Origin of the sequence: Streptomyces sp. NPDC019890, from assembly GCF_044903445.1 — a bacterium.
In the GTDB taxonomy this organism is placed as follows: domain Bacteria; phylum Actinomycetota; class Actinomycetes; order Streptomycetales; family Streptomycetaceae; genus Streptomyces.
Window position 1 is genome coordinate 61,333 of the sequence record NZ_JBJDQK010000005.1, and the last position, 19,219, is coordinate 80,551.

General features: G+C 70.1%; 23 protein-coding genes and 1 tRNA gene. 17 read left to right on the top strand and 7 right to left on the bottom strand.

Translation table 11 applies throughout. The features are described 5' to 3' along the window. Positions 1-33: 33 nt before the first annotated feature. Genes ACI2LP_RS15255 through ACI2LP_RS15265 form a run of 3 tightly spaced genes read right to left on the bottom strand, consistent with a single transcriptional unit; the run spans position 34 to position 3,015 of the window. Complete coding sequence (locus ACI2LP_RS15255) at positions 34-537, bottom strand: copper chaperone PCu(A)C (protein WP_404725000.1); 504 nt, start codon at positions 535-537, stop codon at positions 34-36. Next, complete coding sequence (locus tag ACI2LP_RS15260) at positions 518-2,791, bottom strand: heavy metal translocating P-type ATPase (RefSeq protein WP_404725386.1); 2,274 nt, start codon at positions 2,789-2,791, stop codon at positions 518-520. Before ACI2LP_RS15260 ends, ACI2LP_RS15255 begins: the two co-directional genes overlap by 20 nt. A 20-nt stretch (positions 2,792-2,811) precedes the next feature. After that, positions 2,812-3,015 (bottom strand): hypothetical protein, encoded by a 204-nt coding sequence (locus ACI2LP_RS15265; RefSeq protein ID WP_404725001.1) that lies wholly within the window; start codon positions 3,013-3,015, stop codon positions 2,812-2,814. A 300-nt stretch (positions 3,016-3,315) separates the two neighbouring features. Here ACI2LP_RS15265 and ACI2LP_RS15270 point away from each other — a divergent pair, with 300 nt between their 5' ends. From ACI2LP_RS15270 to ACI2LP_RS15285, 4 genes are all read left to right on the top strand, one after another. Continuing rightward, the gene (locus tag ACI2LP_RS15270; RefSeq protein ID WP_404725002.1) at positions 3,316-3,903 is read left to right on the top strand and encodes an HhH-GPD-type base excision DNA repair protein; all 588 of its coding nucleotides are present in this window, start codon (positions 3,316-3,318) and stop codon (positions 3,901-3,903) included. 164 nt (positions 3,904-4,067) lie between these two features. After that, positions 4,068-5,600 (top strand): M28 family metallopeptidase, encoded by a 1,533-nt coding sequence (locus ACI2LP_RS15275; protein WP_404725387.1) that lies wholly within the window; start codon positions 4,068-4,070, stop codon positions 5,598-5,600. Positions 5,601-5,899: 299 nt separating this feature from the next. Continuing rightward, positions 5,900-6,196: a type II toxin-antitoxin system VapB family antitoxin gene (locus ACI2LP_RS15280; RefSeq protein WP_003955420.1), complete on the top strand. Its 297-nt coding sequence runs from the start codon at positions 5,900-5,902 to the stop codon at positions 6,194-6,196. Positions 6,197-6,319: 123 nt separating this feature from the next. Further along, positions 6,320-6,946 carry a LytR C-terminal domain-containing protein gene (locus ACI2LP_RS15285; protein WP_404725003.1) on the top strand — a complete coding sequence of 209 codons (627 nt, stop codon included), beginning with the start codon at positions 6,320-6,322 and terminating at the stop codon, positions 6,944-6,946. A gap of 79 nt (positions 6,947-7,025) precedes the next feature. On the opposite strand, the gene upp is transcribed toward ACI2LP_RS15285, so the two are convergent. Beyond that, positions 7,026-7,661, bottom strand: coding sequence for a uracil phosphoribosyltransferase (upp, locus tag ACI2LP_RS15290; protein ID WP_404725004.1), 636 nt, complete (start codon positions 7,659-7,661; stop codon positions 7,026-7,028). Positions 7,662-7,751: 90 nt separating this feature from the next. Here upp and ACI2LP_RS15295 point away from each other — a divergent pair, with 90 nt between their 5' ends. The 4 genes from ACI2LP_RS15295 to ACI2LP_RS15310 all read left to right on the top strand — a co-directional run bounded on the left by ACI2LP_RS15295 (position 7,752) and on the right by ACI2LP_RS15310 (position 9,334). Continuing rightward, entirely contained in the window at positions 7,752-7,937 is a 186-nt protein-coding gene (locus ACI2LP_RS15295) for a hypothetical protein (protein WP_404725005.1), read from the top strand. Positions 7,938-8,106: 169 nt separating this feature from the next. Further along, on the top strand, positions 8,107-8,640 hold the full coding sequence (locus ACI2LP_RS15300; protein ID WP_404725006.1) for a hypothetical protein: 534 nt from the start codon (positions 8,107-8,109) through the stop codon (positions 8,638-8,640). Between the two features lie 29 nt (positions 8,641-8,669). Next, the gene (gene tadA / locus ACI2LP_RS15305) at positions 8,670-9,146 is read left to right on the top strand and encodes a tRNA adenosine(34) deaminase TadA (RefSeq protein WP_404725007.1); all 477 of its coding nucleotides are present in this window, start codon (positions 8,670-8,672) and stop codon (positions 9,144-9,146) included. 103 nt (positions 9,147-9,249) lie between these two features. Beyond that, positions 9,250-9,334: transfer RNA gene (locus tag ACI2LP_RS15310), tRNA-Ser, on the top strand. Here the strand turns inward: ACI2LP_RS15310 and ACI2LP_RS15315 are convergent. Together ACI2LP_RS15315 and ACI2LP_RS15320 are read right to left on the bottom strand one after the other, a co-directional pair. Continuing rightward, positions 9,329-9,619 carry a recombinase family protein gene (locus ACI2LP_RS15315; protein ID WP_404725008.1) on the bottom strand — a complete coding sequence of 97 codons (291 nt, stop codon included), beginning with the start codon at positions 9,617-9,619 and terminating at the stop codon, positions 9,329-9,331. The two genes, ACI2LP_RS15310 and ACI2LP_RS15315, sit on opposite strands and share 6 nt — an antisense overlap. After that, entirely contained in the window at positions 9,585-9,884 is a 300-nt protein-coding gene (locus ACI2LP_RS15320; RefSeq protein ID WP_404725009.1) for a hypothetical protein, read from the bottom strand. The genes ACI2LP_RS15315 and ACI2LP_RS15320 overlap by 35 nt, the downstream gene beginning before the upstream one ends. A gap of 305 nt (positions 9,885-10,189) precedes the next feature. Between ACI2LP_RS15320 and ACI2LP_RS15325 the strand changes: the two genes are divergently transcribed. From ACI2LP_RS15325 to ACI2LP_RS15350, 6 genes are all read left to right on the top strand, one after another. Then, on the top strand, positions 10,190-10,858 hold the full coding sequence (locus ACI2LP_RS15325; RefSeq protein WP_404725010.1) for a MerR family transcriptional regulator: 669 nt from the start codon (positions 10,190-10,192) through the stop codon (positions 10,856-10,858). Positions 10,859-11,214: 356 nt separating this feature from the next. Next, a complete protein-coding gene (locus tag ACI2LP_RS15330) occupies positions 11,215-11,379 on the top strand; it encodes a hypothetical protein (protein ID WP_215092471.1) in 165 nt (54 codons plus the stop codon). A gap of 8 nt (positions 11,380-11,387) precedes the next feature. Then, complete coding sequence (locus ACI2LP_RS15335) at positions 11,388-11,681, top strand: Dabb family protein (RefSeq protein ID WP_404725011.1); 294 nt, start codon at positions 11,388-11,390, stop codon at positions 11,679-11,681. A 178-nt stretch (positions 11,682-11,859) separates the two neighbouring features. Continuing rightward, a complete protein-coding gene (locus tag ACI2LP_RS15340; RefSeq protein WP_404725012.1) occupies positions 11,860-12,702 on the top strand; it encodes an RNA polymerase sigma factor SigF in 843 nt (280 codons plus the stop codon). A 234-nt stretch (positions 12,703-12,936) separates the two neighbouring features. Next, positions 12,937-13,800, top strand: a complete 864-nt coding sequence (locus ACI2LP_RS15345) for an RNA polymerase sigma factor SigF (protein ID WP_404725013.1) — start codon at positions 12,937-12,939, stop codon at positions 13,798-13,800. Between the two features lie 130 nt (positions 13,801-13,930). Continuing rightward, positions 13,931-14,713, top strand: a complete 783-nt coding sequence (locus ACI2LP_RS15350) for a hypothetical protein (protein WP_404725014.1) — start codon at positions 13,931-13,933, stop codon at positions 14,711-14,713. Positions 14,714-14,753: 40 nt separating this feature from the next. On the opposite strand, the gene ACI2LP_RS15355 is transcribed toward ACI2LP_RS15350, so the two are convergent. Further along, complete coding sequence (locus ACI2LP_RS15355; RefSeq protein WP_404725015.1) at positions 14,754-14,975, bottom strand: hypothetical protein; 222 nt, start codon at positions 14,973-14,975, stop codon at positions 14,754-14,756. A gap of 195 nt (positions 14,976-15,170) precedes the next feature. Between ACI2LP_RS15355 and ACI2LP_RS15360 the strand changes: the two genes are divergently transcribed. From ACI2LP_RS15360 to ACI2LP_RS15370, 3 genes are all read left to right on the top strand, one after another. Beyond that, positions 15,171-15,644: a MarR family winged helix-turn-helix transcriptional regulator gene (locus tag ACI2LP_RS15360; protein WP_404725016.1), complete on the top strand. Its 474-nt coding sequence runs from the start codon at positions 15,171-15,173 to the stop codon at positions 15,642-15,644. 19 nt (positions 15,645-15,663) lie between these two features. Next, positions 15,664-18,162 carry an MFS transporter gene (locus ACI2LP_RS15365; RefSeq protein ID WP_404725017.1) on the top strand — a complete coding sequence of 833 codons (2,499 nt, stop codon included), beginning with the start codon at positions 15,664-15,666 and terminating at the stop codon, positions 18,160-18,162. Between the two features lie 346 nt (positions 18,163-18,508). Further along, positions 18,509-18,976, top strand: a complete 468-nt coding sequence (locus tag ACI2LP_RS15370; RefSeq protein ID WP_404725018.1) for a PPOX class F420-dependent oxidoreductase — start codon at positions 18,509-18,511, stop codon at positions 18,974-18,976. Positions 18,977-19,219 lie beyond the last annotated feature (243 nt).

Genomic DNA, 19,219 nt, shown 5'->3' on the forward strand with positions numbered 1-19,219 from the left:
GTTCCCGGGCCCGGCCAGGATCTGCCCGAAGGGTCAGCCCCCGGTCCTGACCACCACCGCCTGCGTCCGCACCGTGGTCCCGTCCTTGAAGCGCAGGACGAACTCGACACGCTCGCCGAGCTCCAGCGGGGGCGGAGACTCGACCATCACATCGCCCACGGACGGGGACATCTTCACCTCGCCGCCCGCCGGGATCCGCAGCTCGGGCACCTCCTCCATCCGGCCCGCCCCGCCGGACTCGACGTCGCGGGCCAGCATGGTCGGCGAGCCGAGCAGGGGTGCCGTGACCGAGACCAGCGTGGCGTCGGAGCCACCGGTGTTGCGCAGGTCGATGTAGGCCACGGTGTCCCGGTCCGCGATCGGCTGGACGAGCCGGGCGCGGGTCACCGTGATCTCTGCCGGGGCCGCGCCGGCCGCGCCGCTCGCCACATAGGCGACGAGCAGGGCGAGCGTCACGACGCAGGCACCGACCGGAACCAGGACGGCCGCCGCCATGGCGTCCCCGGTCCCGTCGGGGTCAGCGGAGGCTGAGGTCATCGGAGCCCCTCCAGGAGCCGGTGGCGCGACGGCCGGGGAGGCCGCCAGGACGTGTCGGCCGGCTGCGCGGCCGGGTCTCTTCGGCGCGCAGCCGCAGACTGTTGCCGACGACCAGGACGGAGCTCGCCGACATCGCGAGCGCCGCGAACATCGGGGTGAGCCAGCCGGTCGCGGCCAGCGGCACGGTGACCGCGTTGTAGCCGAAGGCCCACACGAGATTGGCCCGGATGGTGGCGAGCGTGCGGCGGGTGAGACGGACCGCCGAGACGACCGCGGCCATGTCCTCCCGTACGAGAGTTATGTCGGCGGCTCCGATCGCCGCGTCCGTGCCGCTGCCCATGGCGATGCCGAGATCGGCCGCGGCGAGAGCGGCCGCGTCATTGACCCCGTCGCCGATCACCGCGACCCGGCGTCCCTCGGCGCGCAGGGCGGTGACCAGTGCGGACTTGCCCTCGGGGGTGACCTCCGCATGGACCGTGGGGATGCTCAGCTCGCGGGCCACCGCCCGGGCCGCCGCCTGTCCGTCGCCGGTCACCAGGATCGGCTCGATGCCGAGCCGGGTCAGCTTGGTCACCGCCGCGCGGCTGGACGGCCGCAGGGTGTCCCCGACCGCGAGCAGGGCCACGGGCCGGGAGTCGATCTCGACGACGACCGCCGTGTGCCCGGCCTCCTGGGCGCGCCCCAGCCCCGCCCGCAGAGCGTCCGGCAGCGTGAGGCCGGCTCGTGGACGGCGTACGGAGATCTGCCGGCCCTCGACCACGCCGTGCACCCCTTCGCCCTGCACGGAGCGGAAGTCGCTCACGCCGGGCAGTACGTCACCGCCCGGCTGCTGGCGCGCGGCGGCCACCACGGCCCGCCCGATGGGGTGTTCGGAGCCGTACTCCACCGCGGCCGCGAGCCGCAGCGCCGTCGGGGCCGTGAGCGAGTCGTCGGCAACGGCCGACTCGACGAGCGTCATACGGCCCGTGGTGAGCGTCCCTGTCTTGTCGAGGACCGCCGTGTCGACCCGGCGCAGCCGCTCCAGCGCCCCCGGTTCCTTGATGAGCACGCCCAGTTGCGCGCCGCGGCCCGTCGCCGCCAGGAACGCGGTGGGCGTCGCCAGGCCCAGCGCGCACGGGCAGGCCACGACCAGGACGGCGACCGCCGCGGTGACGGCCGCCTCGGGATCGGCGCCCGCCCCGAGCCAGAAGCCGAGCACGCACGCGGCCACCGTCACGACCGCCGGGACGAACACGCCCGCGATCGTGTCGGCGAGCCGCTGCATGCGTGCCTTGCCGGCCTGCGCATCAGTCACCAGCCGGGTGATGCGGGCCAGTTGGGTGTCGGCGCCGACGGCGGTGGCGCTGACGACGAGCAGCCCGCCGGAGTTCACGGCCGCGCCCACCACCCGGAAGCCCGGCCCCACCTCCACCGGCGTCGACTCACCGGTGACCAGGGAGAGGTCCAGCGCGGAGCTGCCCTCGGTCACCACACCGTCGGTGGCGACCTTCTCGCCCGGCCGGACCAGGAACTCCTGGCCGGTACGCAGCGCGGACACCGGGATGCGGCGTCCCTGGGAACTGCCGCCGCCCTTCAACTCGACGTCCTTCGCGCCGAGTTCGACAAGCGCCCGGAGCGCCGAGCCGGTGCCGCGCTTGGCGCGCGCCTCCAGATAGCGGCCCGTGAGCACGAACAGCGGGACGCCGACCGCGGCTTCCAGATACACATGCGCGGTGCCGCCCTCCGCGCTCGGCACCGGGCTGAACGGCATCCGCATGCCGGGGTCGGCCGCGCCGCCGAAGTACAGGGCGTACACGGACCAGAGGTAGGACGCGATCACACCGAGGGAGACGAGGGTGTCCATGGTGGCCGTGGCATGCCGCAGGCCCCGCAGCGCCCTGGTGTGGAAGGGCTGGGAGCTCCAGACGACGACCGGCCCGGCAAGGGTGAAGCAGAGCCACTGCCAGTAGTCGAACTGCAGGGCCGGGACCATCGACAGGACCAGGACCGGCACCGCCAGCAACGCGGTGATCAGCAGCCGTTCGCGGCTTTCGGCCTGCTCCTCCTCCGCGTCGTCGGACTCCTCCTCCGCTGCGGGCGTCGGCAACTGCGCGGTGTAACCCGCCCGTTCCACCGTCGAGACGAGCATGTCCGCGCTCACCTCGGGCGGATGCGCGATCCGGGCGAGACCGGTGGCCAGATTGACCGTGGCGCTCACCCCGTCGAGGCGGTTCAGCTTCTTCTCCACCCGGGCCACGCACGCCGCGCAGGTCATGCCGCCGATCAGCAGGTCCGTCACCGGCTCTCCCCCATGCCGTGCATGCCCGGCATCCCGCCGGGATCCTCGGGCCCCGGGCTCCCCGGCTCCTCGGTGCGGTGCAGCCCCGGCGCCACCGGGCCGACGGCGCGGCCCACCGCGTACGAGAGGGTCGTCAGGGCGAGCACCAGGAGCACGAACCCCAGCAGGGCCGGGGGCACGGGTAGCCGGGAAGTCCTCATGAGCCAATACCGTACGGGGGTATTGGCGCCGGACGAACCCCCGGGCGCTGTGAGGAAGAACGGCACACCGGCCGGGAACTCCGTGGGGTGGCTGCGCGACTACGTGAGGGCTCACCCAGGCTCACCCGACGGTGGGATGCCCGGCCGGGCGATTGAGCCTGTCGAGTCCGCCGCGCAGTCCGAAGCCGACAGCCCGCGGCCCGCAGGCCGCAGGCCGAGCGACCCGATCACGAGGTGAGGACTCGTCCGCACGGCCGGGCTTACTGGCGACCCATCGGCGACCGAGTGATCATTCAGGGCATGAGCCCCACGATTCATCTCGCCCAGCAGCCCGAGGCCGACGAACTGCTCGGCCGCAGTCCGCTCGCCGCCCTGGTCGGCATGCTGCTCGACCAGCAGGTCCCCATGGAGTGGGCCTTCTCCGGTCCGTACACCGTCGCCCAGCGCCTCGGCAGCGACGACCTCGACGCCGCCCGGATCGCCGCGTACGACCCGGACGCGTTCGCCGAGCTGCTGAAGCAGAAGCCCGCGGTCCACCGCTATCCCGGGAGCATGGCCAAGCGGATCCAGCAGCTGTGCCAGTACATCGTCGACGAGTACGGCGGCGACGCGAGTGCCATCTGGCGCGATGTGAAGACCGGCGAGGAGCTGCTTGCCCGGCTGAAGGCGCTGCCCGGATTCGGCGAGCAGAAGGCGAAGATCTTCCTCGCGCTGCTCGGCAAGCAGTTCGGCGTGCAGCCCAAGGGCTGGCGCGAGGCGGCCGGCCCGTACGGCGAGAAGGGCTCGCACCGCTCGGCCGCCGACATCACCGGGCCCGATTCGCTGGCCAAGGTGCGCGCGCACAAGCAGGAGATGAAACGCGCCGCGAAGGAAGCCAAAAAGGCCTGAAAATTGGCGTGTTGAAGTGGATGGGTCACGTCCTGATGTCAATGCGCGTAAATGTGCCGTGAGTTGAGGCACAACTGTTCACAGAGCTCCCGAAGATCGCTAACTTCCCCTCAACCTCGTACACACCGGGAAGGAACTCTGTGAAGGCAACCCATCGCAGAGCCGTGGCCACCATGGCTGCAGCCGCACTCGCGACCCCGCTCCTGCTGGCATCCGCCTCCCCCTCCGCCGCCCGCCAGAACCCCGGCGAGCAGGCGGCCAAGGACGCCGCGAAGCTCGCCAGGAAGCTGGTGGCGAAGTCGTCCGCAGAGGACGCGTACAAGCATCTGCAGAAGTTCCAGCAGATAGCAGACACGACGGACGGCAACCGGGCCGCCGGCACGCTCGGGCACGACGCCTCCGCGGCGTACGTCTACCAGCAGCTCAAGAAGTACGGCTACGACGTCTCGTACCACCGGTTCGACTTCCTCTACACCGAGACGCAGGCCGAGAAGCTCTCGGTGCTCTCGCCCGCGCCGCACGATGTCGCGATCAAGGCGATGACCTACACCAAGTCCACTCCGGTGGGCGGCATCAAGGCCGATCTGGCCGCCGTGCCCGAGGATGCGACCACGGGCTGCGAGCCCGCCGACTACGCCTCCGGAACCTTCACCGGCAAGATCGCGCTGATCAAGCGCGGCGGCTGCACCTTCGGCGCGAAGCAGGCGGCCGCGGCGGATGCGGGTGCGGTCGGCGCGGTCATCTACAACAACACCGACGGGGCGCTCTCCGGCACCCTCGGCGACCCGGCCACCGGCCGGATACCGACGGGCGGTGTCACCAAGGCGGACGGCGACAAGCTCGTCGCCGACCTCGCCAAGGGCCCGGTGAACATCTCCTTCGAGATCCGCCAGCTCCAGCAGAACCGCTCCACCAACAACGTCATCGCGGAGACCCGCGGCGGCAACGCGGCCAACACCGTGATGCTCGGCTCCCACCTCGACTCGGTGACCGCGGGCCCCGGCATCAACGACAACGGCTCGGGTTCGGCCGGACTCCTCGAAGTCGCCCAGGAACTCGCCAAGTCGAAGTCGAAGCCCGCGAACAAGGTCCGCTTCGCCTGGTGGTCGGCGGAGGAGAACGGCCTGCTCGGCTCGGAGGCGTACGTCGCTCAGCTGAGCTCGCTGGGCAAGAAGGAGATCAAGCTCTACCTGAACTTCGACATGATCGCCTCGCCGAACTACGGGCTCTTCGTCTACGACGGCGACGACTCGGACCACGTGGGGGCGGGCCCCGGCCCGGCGGGCTCGGCCCAACTCGAGCGCGACATCAACGAGTTCCTCGACAAGCGGGGCACCCCGCACGAGGGCACGGACTTCACGGGCCGCTCCGACTACGGGCCGTTCATCGAGGTCGGCATCCCGTCCGGCGGCACGTTCACGGGCGCGGAGGGCATCAAGACGGCGGCCCAGGCGGCGAAGTTCGGCGGCACGGCGGGGGTCGCTTACGACGTGAACTACCACGCTGCCGGCGACAACCTGAGCAACATCAACATGAAGGCGTTCGCCGTCAACATCGGCGTGATCGCCAACGCGGTGGGCACATACGCCCATGACCTGAGCTCACTGCGCAAGCCGGTGACGCCGGTCCCGACGAGCGGCGACGCGGGCAGCGGCGGCGGCCTGCACGAGGGCCACGATCACGACGTGACGGAGTAGCCCGACGCTGCGTGGCCGCCCGCGGAGCCATCCGGCCCCGCGGGCGGCCACGTCTGTGTGGGCGCCCGTCCCACACCGTGGACCCGCCACGAAGTGGCGGAGACAAACCGGGCCCGGGGGCAGTCGCGGATGGGGACGAGGGTGCTGGTGTGGCGGTGGGCACCCCGGCCTCCGGCGCGATCGGCGGCTGTTCGCTTGCGCTCATGGCGGTCTCTATTTCGGTTCTGCATCATTTTGTCCAGAATTACACCGCCGCTGCCTGGCTGCGCCGACTGCCGCTCGCCCGGTAGGCTCTCCGTGTGATCTTCAAGCGCATCGGTAACGGGCGGCCGTATCCCGACCACGGCCGGGAAAGCACCCGGCAGTGGGCGGATGTCGCGCCGCGCCCGGTCCGCCTCGATCAGCTCGTGACCACCAAGGGCCAACTGGACCTGGAAACGCTGCTCGCCGAGGACTCCACGTTCTACGGGGACCTGTTCGCCCACGTGGTGAAGTGGCAGGGCGACCTCTATCTGGAGGACGGACTGCACCGCGCCGTGCGCGCGGCACTGCAGCAGCGCCAGGTTCTGCACGCCCGGGTCCTCGAGCTGGGCTGAGCCCCGGCACCGGTCCCCGGGCCGGTGCGGCGACTGAGCCTTTCGGGCCTTTTCGGGACCCTACGGACGCAATCCATTGATCATTTAGTAGGCATTGGCTTCCGGCCGCACTACGCTGCGCCCATGAGCATGCTCACTCCCCCCGGCATGGGCGGAAAGTACCGCATCACGGGCGACAGATACCCACGAATGCGACGCCCTCGCCGGCGAGGCAGGATCATTTTGGCGGCCGTCGCCGCGGTGGTCGCCCTCAGCCTGGCCGGATGGGGAACACTGCAGCTCATCGACGTCTTCAGCGGCGACGACACCAAGTCGTCCGCGGCCGCCCGCAAGGCGGACTGCAAAGCCGCACCGAAGCCGTCCGCGCTGCCCCCCGTGTCGCTCAAGCCCGGCCAGGTCACGGTGAACGTCTACAACGCGACCCCGCGCGGCGGACTCGCCAAGGCGGCCGCCGACGAGCTGAAGAAGCGCGGCTTCGCCATCGGCAAGGTGGGCAATGCCCCGGAGGCGTACGACAAGAAGGTGCCCGGCGCCGGGATACTGCTGGGCGGCACCGAGGCACAGCAGGGCGCGTTCCGCGTGCTCGCCACGCAGCTCCGGGGCAGCCAGGTGAAGACCGACGCCCGCAAGACGGCGGACGTCGACCTGATTCTCGGTACGGCCTTCACGACCCTGGCACCGAAGAAGGACTCCGACGCGGCGCTGGCCACGTTGGCCGAGCCCGCACCGGAGCCCTCCGGAAAGTGCTGACGCCGCTCCTCCCCGCCGGTCGCGCTGCATGCCGGCCCGTCCGGCGACGGAGGAGCGGCGACGAGGACAACGGCAGGTTCTACTCCGCCGAGCCGTACATCCGGTCGCCGGCGTCCCCGAGCCCCGGCACGATGTAGCCGTGCTCGTTGAGCCGCTCGTCGACCGCCGCGGTCACCACCGTCACCGGCGTCCCCGCCAGCTCGCGCTCCATCACCTCGACGCCCTCCGGCGCCGCCAGCAGGACCACCGCGGTCACATCGTCAGCGCCGCGCTTGATCAGTTCCCGGATCGCCGCGACGAGCGTGCCGCCCGTGGCCAGCATCGGGTCGAGTACGTACACCTGGCGGCCCGAGAGGTCCTCCGGCATCCGCGTCGCGTATGTCGACGCCTCCAGCGTCTCCTCGTTGCGGATCATCCCGAGGAAGCCCACTTCGGCGGTCGGCAGCAGCCGCATCATGCCGTCGAGCATGCCGAGGCCGGCCCGCAGGATCGGCACGACCAGCGGGCGCGGGTACGAGAGCTTGACGCCCGTCGTCCCGGTGACCGGGGTCTTGATGTCCACCTGCTCGGTGCGCACGTCCCTGGTGGCCTCGTACGCGAGCAGGGTGACCAGTTCGTCGGCCAGGCGCCGGAAGGTCGGGGAGTCGGTGCGCTGATCGCGCAGAGTGGTGAGTTTGTGCGCCACCAACGGGTGGTCGACGACATGGATCCGCATGTCGTCAACAGTAGCCGGGGGTCGCATCAAGGACGGGTCCGGAGGGAAGGTGGAGGCAGACGGACTCAGCCGTGGGGTGGTGAGTGGCCGATGCCGGAGCGAGATGCCGAGCAGTTCGAGCCGGAGACCGAGAGCGACGCCGACCGCAGGCGGCGACGCGCCCAGTTCCTCCGCGAACTGGGCGAGGCAAAAGCCCTGCGCGAGCGGGTCCAGCCCCGGCGGGCCCGAGCGGCCCGGATGCGCCAGCAGATGCGCATGCGCACCTTCCGCTGGTAACGGGTCCGCCGATAACAGATCCTTCCAGAGGGTCCTTGGAAGAACTGATGGCCGACGCAACGACGGAAGACCTCTCGCAAAGCCCAGGTTTCTGCCACGATTCCGAGTGGGCGGGGCACGCAGGAGCGCACCGCCGGTCGTCACACCTCTGATCAGTGGGAGAGTCACGGTGTACTTCGCCGCACTGCTCGCGCGCACTCAAGACGGGTGGGAAGCGAGCGACACAGAGCTCGACGATGTGGAGACGCTGTCGGATCTGACCGACCTGGCCCGTGAGGCCTCGGTTGACGAGGACACGGTGCTCGTCTACATCGAGCAGGAGGACGCCTGGTTCGGCATCGTCCGGGTGGAGGGCGAGGAGGACCCTCGTATCTTCGTCTCGGACGCGGCCGCGGCCGCCCGCTCCTCGTACGGGGAGATCCTCACCAATGAACTGCTCGGCGGGGAGGATGACGACCCGGCCGACGATCTCGACACGCTGGACCTCGACGGCACCGAGGACGGAGAGCCGGACGAGGACGACGAGGAGGACGCCGAGTCGTCTCCGGCCGGCGAGCTGGTGCCGGCGGGGCCCGTCGGTGACCGGGACATCCTCATGGACCTCGGACTTTCGGAGAAGGAGTTGCTGGCACTGGACACGGACGCACTGCTGGAGATCGCGGACGCGCTGGGCGCCGCCGAGGTGCTGGAGACCGTCCGCTAGTGAATTCGGCCGTACCCATGCACGTACCCATGCCTGATCCTGTGCCCGATCCCATACGGGATCCGTGGCAGGCGCCGATGCGTCTCGCCCTCGAGGAGGCCGAGCGCGCGGTGCAGTCCGGCGAGGTGCCGGTCGGTGCCGTTGTGCTGTCCCGGGACGGCACGGTGCTCGCCATCGGGCACAACGAGCGCGAGGCGACCGGCGATCCGACGGCGCATGCCGAGGTGCTGGCGATCCGCAGGGCCGCCGCGCAGCTCGGCGAGTGGCGGCTGTCCGGTTGCACGCTCGTCGTGACGCTGGAGCCGTGCACGATGTGCGCGGGCGCGATCGTGCAGTCGCGGCTGGACCGGGTGGTCTACGGGGCACGCGACGAGAAGGCGGGCGCGGCCGGTTCGCTGTGGGACGTCGTACGGGACCGGAGGCTCAACCACCGGCCCGAGGTGATCCTCGGTGTGCTCGAGCAGGAGTGCGCGAAGCAGCTGACCGGCTTCTTCCGCGACCGCTGATCCGGCGCTCGTCCCCCGCTCGTCCGCGGCTCTTCCACCGCTGATCCACTGGGTTCGGATACGGATTTCAGAGCACGGCCCACCTTGGGCTAAGCTCTCTCCCGGTAGCGTGTCCGAGCGGCCGAAGGAGCTCGCCTCGAAAGCGAGTGTGGCGCAAGTCACCGAGGGTTCAAATCCCTCCGCTACCGCAGGTAGACGAAGGGCCCGGTCCGTTGGACCGGGCCCTTCGTGATCTTCCGTCTCAGTTCGCCCCGCTCCCGCACTGCGGTCCGGAGGCACGGGCGTGGTGCCGCAGTTCCGCCCATCGCCCGGCCCTCCATCGTGGCGGTGTCGATGCCCTGCTCGATGACGTGCCGCCCGATGCCGCGCTCGCGCAGCTCGGCGCCGAGGGTCACCAGGCGCAGCACGGAGCGGGAGAGCCGGTCGAGCCCGGTCACCTTATGGCGGCGGGCCGCCGTGGCGGTGAGCACCACAACGGCCGCACCCCCGGTCGGTGTCGGCGTCGGTGGCGGCCTGGTCGTGCGCGGCCTGCACCTCGGTCGGCAGGGACGGCCAGGCGGTGAACGCCGGCGCGGTGCGGTCCTCGACCGACTTGAGCGCGGCCTGGTGCTGCGGGGATCCCGGGTACACGCCGTCCATCGCGGTGGCCTTGTAGCGGGACCACGCCCACGAGACGGCCGCGTACAGGGCCCTGATGGCGATGCCGATCGGGACGAGCAGCGCAAGAACGATGCCCATGGCGGGGGCTCCTGTCGATGTGGTGGGCCCCGCCTTCGGGGCTGTTCGCTGGTGAGCTCCGGCTGCTCGTGCTCGAAGGCGCGCTCCTGGTCCTCCGGCGTGAGGGTCCGGTAGCAGGCGCCACAGAGGTGCTCGTCGGCGAAGCGGCCAGTCGCCTCGTGCCGGTCGCCGTACTGCGGGAAAGTCCGCTTCCCGCAGCGGGACGAGCGTCTCCCGTGCATGGATAGCGACACTATCCACTATCCGATAGTTAAACTATCAACGATAGAGGGGACCTTGGCAAGAGGCGGAAGGGTGAACGGGCAGTGCGCATTGGCGAAATGAGCCGCAGGACCGGGGTACCGGTGCCGACGATCAAGTACTACGTACGGGAAGGGCTGCTCCCGCCCGGCCGGCTGACGAGCCCGAACCAGGCGACCTACGACGATGCGCACGAGCGCAGACTGCGGCTGATCCGCGCGCTGCTGGATGTGGGCGGACTGAAGGTGGCCGCGATCGCGGATGTCCTGGCGGCGGTGGACGACCCGGGCAAGTCCGTGCACAAGGTCCTCGGGGTGGCGACCGCCCTGATCGTCCCGAAGTACGCGGACGAGGAAGCGGACGCCGAACTGGACGCGGCACGGCACGAGGTGCGCGAGCTGATCGCCCGACGCGGCTGGCTGGTCGACGGGGACTTCCCCGCTGCGGAGGCCCTGGCGGCAGCGCTCGCCGCGCTGGAGAGGGTCGGCCACGGGGCCTTCTCCCAGGTGCTGGAGGCTTACGCGGACGCCGCGGAGCAGGTCGCGCGGGCGGATCTCGCCTATGTCGCGGGCCGGGCCGGTCTTGACGACCTGGTGGAGAGCGTGGTCGTGGGCACGGTGCTCGGGGACACGCTGTTCGCGTCGCTGCGGCGGCTCGCACAGGCCGACCGCTCGGCTCGCGTGTACGAGAGCGACGAGTCCGAGGGCGGTATGCCGGGAATCGAGGGCGATTGAGGCCGCCGCCTGGCGCAATGGCTCTCACAGGCCAATGGGTAGTGCCCGGTCGCGGCGCTCCGTCTCACTTTCCGTCTCGTTCACCCCAGTCCGTCGACGTTCACGGGCGTACGCAGGCGAGGTCAGCTACCGCTCTCGTCGAAGGGCCCCGGCGCATCGCGTCGGGGCCCTTCGACGTGCCGCGCGTACGGACACCGCGGTGCCGCGCGTACGGACACCGCGGTGCCGCGCGTACGGACACCGCGGCCCGGGCGGCAAAAGGCCCGATGACCCTGTCCTTGGTCCGATAGGGCTCGGTTAGACTCACGCGACGCACGGCCAGGGGGCCAAAGGGGTCACAGGGGAGGCAGGGGCTGATGGTGCAAACGAAGAAGATCGCTCTCTATGTTGTTGTCGTCTTCGTGCTGTACACGATCATCACGTCCCCGGCCAAGGCTGCCGACCTGGTCCAGATAGGGTTCGAGGGCATTTCGAGCGCAGCGCAGAGCGTCGGAGAGTTCATGACCGAGCTCGTCAATTAGGAGTCCCCTTGATCCGCCATCTGGTCCTCTTCAGGCTCAATGAGGGCGTCGAGCGCGACGAGCCCCGTGTGGTCGCGGGTGCGAAGGCTTTCCAGGAGCTGGACGGGCAGGTGCCCGAGCTGGAGTTCTGGGAGTGCGCCTGGAACATCACCGACCGGCCGATCGCCTATGACTTCGCGATCAACTCCGCGGTCGCCGACCGCGATGCGCTGAAGCGGTACATCGAGCATCCGGCCCATCAGGCGGCCGCCGGACAGTGGCGCGAGTTCGCCACGTGGGTGATCGCCGACTACGAGTTCTGAGCCCCGCGCTCCCCGGGCCTCTCGCCATCACGGCGGGGGGCCTTTTCTGGTTTAAATGCCAACTTGCCCTCAACACGGTGTTATCGGGTGCTTGCACACAGTGGACATGTCTTGTGATGCTATGACCGCTTTTGACGAATGAGTGGACCGTTGTTGACCGCAAAGGGGTGGCGTGACCGTGCCGGCCAGTACTGCGCCTCAGGTGCCACCCCAGAACGAGCGGCCGGACGACCCTCCGGCCGCCGGAAAACCGCAGACCAGGGGCGCAGACACCCGGGCACTGACCCAGGTGCTCTTCGGCGAGCTCAAGGATCTCGAGCCGGGCACCCCGGAACACTCCCGGGTGCGCGGGGCGCTGATCGAGGCCAATCTGCCGCTGGTGCGGTACGCGGCCGCCCGCTTCCGCAGCCGCAACGAACCGATGGAGGACGTCGTCCAGGTCGGCACCATCGGGCTCATCAACGCGATCGACCGCTTCGACCCGGACCGCGGGGTGCAGTTTCCGACCTTTGCGATGCCCACGGTCGTGGGCGAGATCAAGCGGTACTTCCGCGACAACGTACGGACCGTGCATGTGCCGCGGCGGTTGCACGAGCTATGGGTCCAGGTGAACGGCGCCACCGAGGATCTGACGACGGCTCACGGGCGCACGCCCACGACCGCCGAGATCGCCGACCGGCTGAAGATCGGTGAGGACGAGGTGCTGGCCTGCATCGAGGCCGGGCGCTCGTACCACGCGACCTCGCTGGAGGCTGCCCAGGAGGGCGACGGGCTGCCCGGACTGCTCGACCGGCTCGGTTACGAGGACCCCGCACTGGCGGGCGTCGAGCACCGCGACCTCGTACGTCATCTCCTCGTACAGCTGCCCGAGCGGGAGCAGCGGATTCTGATGCTGCGCTACTACAGCAATCTGACGCAGTCACAGATCAGCCAGGAGCTCGGTGTCTCCCAGATGCATGTGTCAAGGCTGCTTGCCAGAAGTTTTGCCCGACTCAGATCCGCAAACAGGATCGAGGCGTAGCTGAAACGGGTAGACCGTTTCGGGGCCGCTTCGGGCTGCCCAAAAGCCGTACACCCCCTGTTTCCTGCATAGTTTTGCCGGATACTTGTCGACATGTCACTACAGCGTGTTGCCGACATGTGACATTCTGCGGGAACCGCGTTTGCCGCAGCTCCGCCTCCGGTATTCAGGTGGAGGCTGCGTTCCTCCGATGGTCGTGGCCGTTGCGACCGTCCGCGACCTCAAGGGGGTGGCATGTCCGTAGAACAGGGCAGCTCGAAAGTGCTCACGCTCGCCAAGAGCGCACCCGCACCCGTCGTGCCTGACAGCTCGGAAGCCATCGACACGCGCACTCTGTCCCGCTCCCTGTTCCTGCGGCTTCGCGCACTGGACGCAGAGAACGAAGCGGGCACGGGCGACACTCCGGAGCGCACCTATGTGCGCGACACACTGATCGAGCTCAATCTGCCCCTGGTGCGGTACGCCGCGGCCCGCTTCCGCAGCCGCAACGAACCGATGGAGGACATCGTCCAGGTCGGCACCATCGGCCTGATCAAGGCGATCGACCGGTTCGACTGCGAACGCGGCGTGGAATTCCCGACGTTCGCGATGCCGACGGTCGTCGGCGAGATCAAGCGCTTCTTCCGCGACACCTCGTGGTCGGTACGGGTGCCGCGCCGGCTCCAGGAGCTGCGGCTCGCGCTCACCAAGGCAAGCGACGAGCTGGCACAGAAGCTGGACCGCTCCCCGACCGTGCCCGAACTCGCCGCGGTGCTCGGGGTGTCGGAGGAGGACGTGGTCGACGGTCTCGCCGTCGGCAATGCCTACACCGCCTCCTCGCTGGACTCGCCCTCGCCCGAGGACGACGGCGGCGAGGGCTCGTTGGCGGACCGGCTGGGGTACGAGGACTCGGCGCTGGAGGGCGTGGAGTACCGCGAGTCGCTCAAGCCCCTGCTGGCCAAACTCCCGCCCCGCGAGCGGCAGATCATCATGCTGCGGTTCTTCGCGAACATGACCCAGTCGCAGATCGGCGAGGAGGTCGGCATCTCACAGATGCATGTCTCGCGACTGCTGACCCGTACGCTCGCGCAGCTGCGGGAGGGCCTGATCGGCGACTGACCGATCTCCTTGTCCTCGACCGCCGGACGGGCCTGTGCATCAGGCCGGTCCGGCGATTTGGGAACGTGCCCCGAAGGGCGTACCCCTCCGCAGGGTTCCTTATTGACGGTGCGTCAGACACACTGGCGCGATGCGACGACGTCGGAGCACCGCTCTCGCCGCGGTCGCGCTCTGCCTCGGCGGGGCGCTGACCGCGTGCGGGAGCGGGGGTGGCGACGGCTATGTGGCGGTCGGGGCGGCCGGATCCGGGCCCGATGAGGCGCCCACCGCGGCCGTGCCGCCGAAGGGCAGGGTCGTACTCGTACCGCTGGACGGTGTCACCGCGACCGGCAGCCCGGCGGGCAAGCCGCCCGCGGAGCCCGGGAAGCCGGTCGGTGGCGGCGCGAGCGGACCGGGACTGCCCGGCGTACCAGGCGCCGGCTCGGGTGGGTCCTCAGGCGGTACGGGAGCGCAGGGTGGCACAGGGGGCACCTCGGACGGTACGGGCAACTCAGGCTCCGGCACCGGCGGGGAGTCGGGCGGCTCCGGCGGCTCAGGTTCCGGCGGGCCCACGTCGCCCGGCACCCCCTCCACACCAACCCCGAGCCCTGCCCCGCCCCCCGCCACACCTGCCGTACTCACGCTGGGCGAGCCCGTCCGCACCGCCCTGGACAAACGCTGGTGCGAGAAGGTGACCGTGGAGTTCCGCAACACCGGCGGCTCGCCCGTGACGTCGGGAACCGTCACCTTCGCGACGCACATCATCGGCCCGCTCGGGATCGACTGGGCGACCATCGAGTCGACTCAGCCGCTGCCCGCGCCGATCGCGCCGAAGGCCGTACGCAAGCAGGCGTACACCGTGTGCGTGGACGCCTGGCGGGTGCCGCTGGGCATGCACATCGACACCCAGGACGTCACCGCCGTATGGAAATGACCCGGACGGGGTCGAATGACCCGGCCGAGGGACGAATGACCTAGCCGAGGGCCAGCCAGGCCACCGCGCCGAGGATCAGGACGGCCGCGATCACGCCGACGATCAGTCCGACGCGCGAAGAGGACTGAGGGGCCGGCGCCGCCGCCCGGCGGCCCTGCGGCGCGCCCTCGTCGACGAAGGCCCGGAACATCTGGGTGCTGCCCGCCGGGTCGTAGTTGCCCTCGGGGCCCTGACCTTGGGGAGCGTGGGGGTTGTGTGCCATGGGGCAGGACCCTAGCGAACCCTCGGTCGAGGCCCAACCCCGGGCGGGTAGCAGACACACACCCTCCATGACCATGAGCGGCGGCGGGCGAAGCCTTTGGTGTTCCTTTACCACCGGGAGCGCCATTTCGTTTGCCTGTAGCAACCAACAGCTTCTATGGTTGCCCTAAGCAACAAGATGCCGGGAGGGACGGCCATGGCCGCACAGAGTCAGTACGCGGAACTGGCCCGTCAGCTCAGCGCCCTCGGCGCCGTGAAGCGCGGCCTCGCGCGGATCCTTCCCGGCGAGTGCCCGTCCGGTTCGGCCGCCGTACTCACCCTGCTGGACCGGCACGGTGAGATGCGGATGAGCCGGCTCGCCGAGCTCCTGGCCGTCGACATGTCGGTGACCAGCCGGCATGTCGCCCACGTCGCCGAGCGCGGCTGGATCGAACGGCTCCCCGACCCGGGAGACAGGCGCTCCCGCATCCTGCGGCTCACCCCTGCGGGGCTGGACATGGTCGACGAACTCGCCCAGCGAACCGCCGACATGTTCGCCCGCAATCTCGGCGACTGGTCCGACGACGACGTCGGGCAGCTCATCGCGATGCTGGCGCGCCTGCGCGACTCCTTCGGAGACTGCAGGGCGCGCCATCACGATGAGTCGTACTCCCGTACACCCGTGTGCTGAAACGCTGGAAAGGAAGTAAATGGCTACGACCATACCAACCGGTGTGCGGGGCGGCCACGCCAAGCACGGCGGCGGCCACGCCAAGCAGGGCAGCGGCCACGCCAAGCAGGGCGGCGGTCACGGCTCCGACGGCGGCGCGCCGATGACACACCGGCAGATCATGGAGGCGTTGTCCGGGCTGCTGCTCGGGATGTTCGTCGCCATCCTGTCGTCCACGATCGTCTCCAACGCCCTGCCGCAGATCATCTCCGACCTCGGCGGCGGGCAGAGCGCCTACACCTGGGTGGTCACGGCGGCGCTGCTGTCGATGACCGCGACCACCCCGCTGTGGGGCAAGCTCTCGGACCTGTTCAGCAAGAAGCTGCTGGTCCAGATAGCCCTGATCATCTATGTGGCCGGCTCGGTGGTGGCCGGTCTCGCGCAGAGCACCGGCATGCTCATCGCCTGCCGTGTCGTCCAGGGCATCGGCGTCGGCGGTCTCACCGCCCTCGCACAGATCGTCATGGCCGCGATGATCGCGCCGCGTGAGCGCGGCCGGTACAGCGGCTACCTGGGTGCGACCTTCGCCGTCGCCACGGTCGGCGGCCCGCTGCTCGGCGGCGTCATCACCGACACCGACTGGCTCGGCTGGCGCTGGTGCTTCTACGTCGGTGTGCCCTTCGCGATCATCGCCCTGCTCGTCCTGCAGAAGACCCTGAAGCTCCCGGTGGTGAAGCGGCAGGTCAAGGTCGACTGGGCAGGCGCGTTCTTCATCAGCGCGGCGGTCTCGCTGCTGCTGGTCTGGGTGACCTTCGCGGGCGACAAGTACGAGTGGATCTCCTGGCAGACGTACGCGATGGTCGGCGGCGCGGTCGCGCTCGGCGGGCTCTTCCTCCTCGTCGAGTCGAAGGCGAGCGAGCCGATCATCCCGCTGCGCCTCTTCCGCAACCGCACCATCACGCTGGCCTCGCTGGCCTCGCTGTTCGTCGGCGTCGCGATGTTCGCGGGCACAGTCTTCTTCAGCCAGTACTTCCAGCTTGCGCGCGACAAGTCGCCCACGATGTCCGGCGTCATGACCATCCCGATGATCGGCGGCCTGTTCGTCTCGTCGACCCTCTCGGGCCAGATCATCACCAAGACGGGACGCTGGAAGGCCTGGCTGGTCAGCGGCGGCGTGCTGGTGACGGCAGGCCTCGGGCTCCTCGGCACCATCCGGTACGACACGGAGTACTGGCACATCGCCGTCTTCATGGCCGTCCTGGGTCTCGGCCTCGGCATGATGATGCAGAACCTGGTGCTGTGCACGCAGAACCAGGTCGCTGCGGAGGACCTCGGCTCCGCCTCGTCCGTCGTCACCTTCTTCCGTTCGCTGGGCGGTGCGATCGGCGTCTCGGCGCTGGGCGCGGTCATGGCGAACCGGGTCACCCACTACGTCAAGGACGGGCTCGCCGAACTCGGCCCGCAGGGCGCGGCGCTGGGCCGCGGCGGCACGGGCGGCGGCATCCCCGACATGGACAAGCTGCCGGCTCCGATCCGCACGGTGATGGAGGGCGCGTACGGGCACGGTGTCGGCGATGTCTTCCTGTACTCGGCGCCGTTCGCGGTGCTTGCGTTCCTGGTGACGCTGTTCATCAAGGAGGTGGCGCTGAAGAGCCACGCGCGGCCGGAGGAGCCTGCTGCCGCCGCTGTTGAGGCCCCCGCAGCCGCCCCTGCGGCCGCCGCCACAGCCGCTGACACTCCCGCGGCTCCGGTGGCCTTGGTCACGGCGGCAGTCGTACGCGGCGTGGTGCGCGGCAACGAGGGCGCGGCGGTGCCGCAGGCCGCGGTCACGCTCATCTCCCAGGCCGGACGCCAGCTCGGCCTCTCGGTCGCCCAGGCCGACGGCAGTTACGCCCTGGACGCGCCGGGTGCGGGTTCGTACGTACTGATCGCCTCCGCCGACGGCTTCCAGCCGCAGGCGTCCACGGTGGTCGTCGGCGCCGAGCCGCTTGCCCACGACATCCTCCTGTGCGGCACCAGCGGTCTCGCCGGGACCGTGCGTGCCGCCGAGGGCGAGGCGCCGGTCGAGGGCGCGATGGTCGTCGTGACCGATGTGCGCGGCGATGTGCTGGCGACCGGGAGGAGCGCGGAAGGCGGCGAGTTCGCGTTCGGCGAGCTGGTGCCGGGGCCGGTCACCGTCGCGGTGAAAGCAGTCGGCTTCCAGCCGCTGGCGCTGCCGGTGGAGATCGGCGACCGGGGCGAGACCCGTATCGAGGCGGTCCTGCAGGTGGGCGCGCTGGTCCGGGGAACCGTCCGCGGCTCGGCACTCCGGCCGCTGGCCGATGCCCGGGTGACCCTGGTGGACGCCGCGGGGAACGTGCTCGCGTCCGCGACGACCGGGGACGACGGGGCGTACGCCTTCGCCGACCTGGACGCGGGGGAGTACACGGTCGTCGCGACCGGGTACCCGCCGGTGGCGAGCGCGCTGACCGTGGCCGGTGGCGGGGTTGACGGCCACGACATCGAACTCGCCCACCAACTCGCCCACCCCGGCGAGTAGTTGATCTCCCGGCCGTGCTTCGAGCGGAGAGGCGGCCGGGGCATAGGGGGTGTCTTTTGGACCAGGCCGGATCAGTGAGCGGGGTCTGGCGTGGTGCATCGCAAGGCGGAGGAAGGAGCCCATGCGGAGCATCGGCGACTGACGACAACGCAGCGAGGTGCCGTGCCAGGGCACGCGAGCCCGGCAAGATCCGAAAGACACCCCCTAAGGGGCGGCGGGCAGGGGACGGCCTGCCGCCCCGCTCTTTGCACAGGTGGTGGGGGCGGAAATCTCTGCGATCGGCACGACGCCGAAGGCGGAGCCGGCGTCCAGGCGGTGCAGGGGGAACTCCCCTAGTCTGCGGTGCATGGCACCCAACATCGCGAGCAACACCTCGGTGGATCTGGAGCAGTTGCTGGAGTTCGTGCGCCCCCGCCACCGCGCGATCCTGCTCACGCACCGCTCCGACGGAACCCCGCAGGGGTCCCCGCTGACGTGCGGGGTCGACGACTCGGGGCGGATCGTCGTCTCGACCTACCCCGAGCGCGCGAAGACCCGCAATGCGAAGCGGGACCCGCGGGTGAGCGTGATCGTCCTGTCGGACGACTGGAACGGCCCGTGGGTCCAGATCGACGGCACGGCGGAGGTAGTCGACGCACCGGACTCGGTGGAACCGCTGGTGGAGTACTTCCGGAACATCTCCGGGGAGCATCCTGACTGGGACGAGTACCGGGAGGCGATGGTGAAGCAGGGCAAGTCGATCATCCGTGTGACACCGGAGAGGTGGGGGCCGGTGGCGACGGGGGGTTTCCCGGCGAGGCTGAGCGGGTCCTAGGCGGGGGTCTGTTCCCCTACCCGCCCTCCCCCTACGGCCTGGCGGCCGTGGGAGGTACCCCCATCCCGTAACTGGGGGCTGCGCCCCCAGACCCCTGAGGGGAAGCCCCCGGTAGCGGGCAGCTTCGCGCCGCGGAGCTGGCGCCTTCGGGAACGGGGCGTCAGCCCCGCGAACCCCGCCCCGGTAGTGGGCAGCTTCGCGCCCGTGGGACGTCTCGTCCGGCCGGAGGAGCGGAACCGCGCG

Coding starts and splice junctions, on each gene's coding strand:
- ACI2LP_RS15265 (WP_404725001.1), bottom strand. CDS start 3,015: ATGAGGACTTCCCGGCTACCCGTGCCCCCGGCCCTGCTGGGGTTCGTG.
- ACI2LP_RS15320 (WP_404725009.1), bottom strand. CDS start 9,884: ATGGGCATCGTTCTTGCGCTGCTCGTCCCGATCGGCATCGCCATCAGG.
- tadA (WP_404725007.1), top strand. CDS start 8,670: ATGCCTGATCCTGTGCCCGATCCCATACGGGATCCGTGGCAGGCGCCG.
- ACI2LP_RS15350 (WP_404725014.1), top strand. CDS start 13,931: ATGCGACGACGTCGGAGCACCGCTCTCGCCGCGGTCGCGCTCTGCCTC.
- ACI2LP_RS15255 (WP_404725000.1), bottom strand. CDS start 537: ATGACCTCAGCCTCCGCTGACCCCGACGGGACCGGGGACGCCATGGCG.
- ACI2LP_RS15295 (WP_404725005.1), top strand. CDS start 7,752: ATGCCGGAGCGAGATGCCGAGCAGTTCGAGCCGGAGACCGAGAGCGAC.
- ACI2LP_RS15355 (WP_404725015.1), bottom strand. CDS start 14,975: ATGGCACACAACCCCCACGCTCCCCAAGGTCAGGGCCCCGAGGGCAAC.
- ACI2LP_RS15370 (WP_404725018.1), top strand. CDS start 18,509: ATGGCACCCAACATCGCGAGCAACACCTCGGTGGATCTGGAGCAGTTG.
- ACI2LP_RS15365 (WP_404725017.1), top strand. CDS start 15,664: ATGGCTACGACCATACCAACCGGTGTGCGGGGCGGCCACGCCAAGCAC.
- ACI2LP_RS15285 (WP_404725003.1), top strand. CDS start 6,320: ATGAGCATGCTCACTCCCCCCGGCATGGGCGGAAAGTACCGCATCACG.
- ACI2LP_RS15330 (WP_215092471.1), top strand. CDS start 11,215: ATGGTGCAAACGAAGAAGATCGCTCTCTATGTTGTTGTCGTCTTCGTG.
- ACI2LP_RS15270 (WP_404725002.1), top strand. CDS start 3,316: ATGAGCCCCACGATTCATCTCGCCCAGCAGCCCGAGGCCGACGAACTG.
- upp (WP_404725004.1), bottom strand. CDS start 7,661: ATGCGGATCCATGTCGTCGACCACCCGTTGGTGGCGCACAAACTCACC.
- ACI2LP_RS15345 (WP_404725013.1), top strand. CDS start 12,937: ATGTCCGTAGAACAGGGCAGCTCGAAAGTGCTCACGCTCGCCAAGAGC.
- ACI2LP_RS15260 (WP_404725386.1), bottom strand. CDS start 2,791: ATGACCTGCGCGGCGTGCGTGGCCCGGGTGGAGAAGAAGCTGAACCGC.
- ACI2LP_RS15360 (WP_404725016.1), top strand. CDS start 15,171: ATGGCCGCACAGAGTCAGTACGCGGAACTGGCCCGTCAGCTCAGCGCC.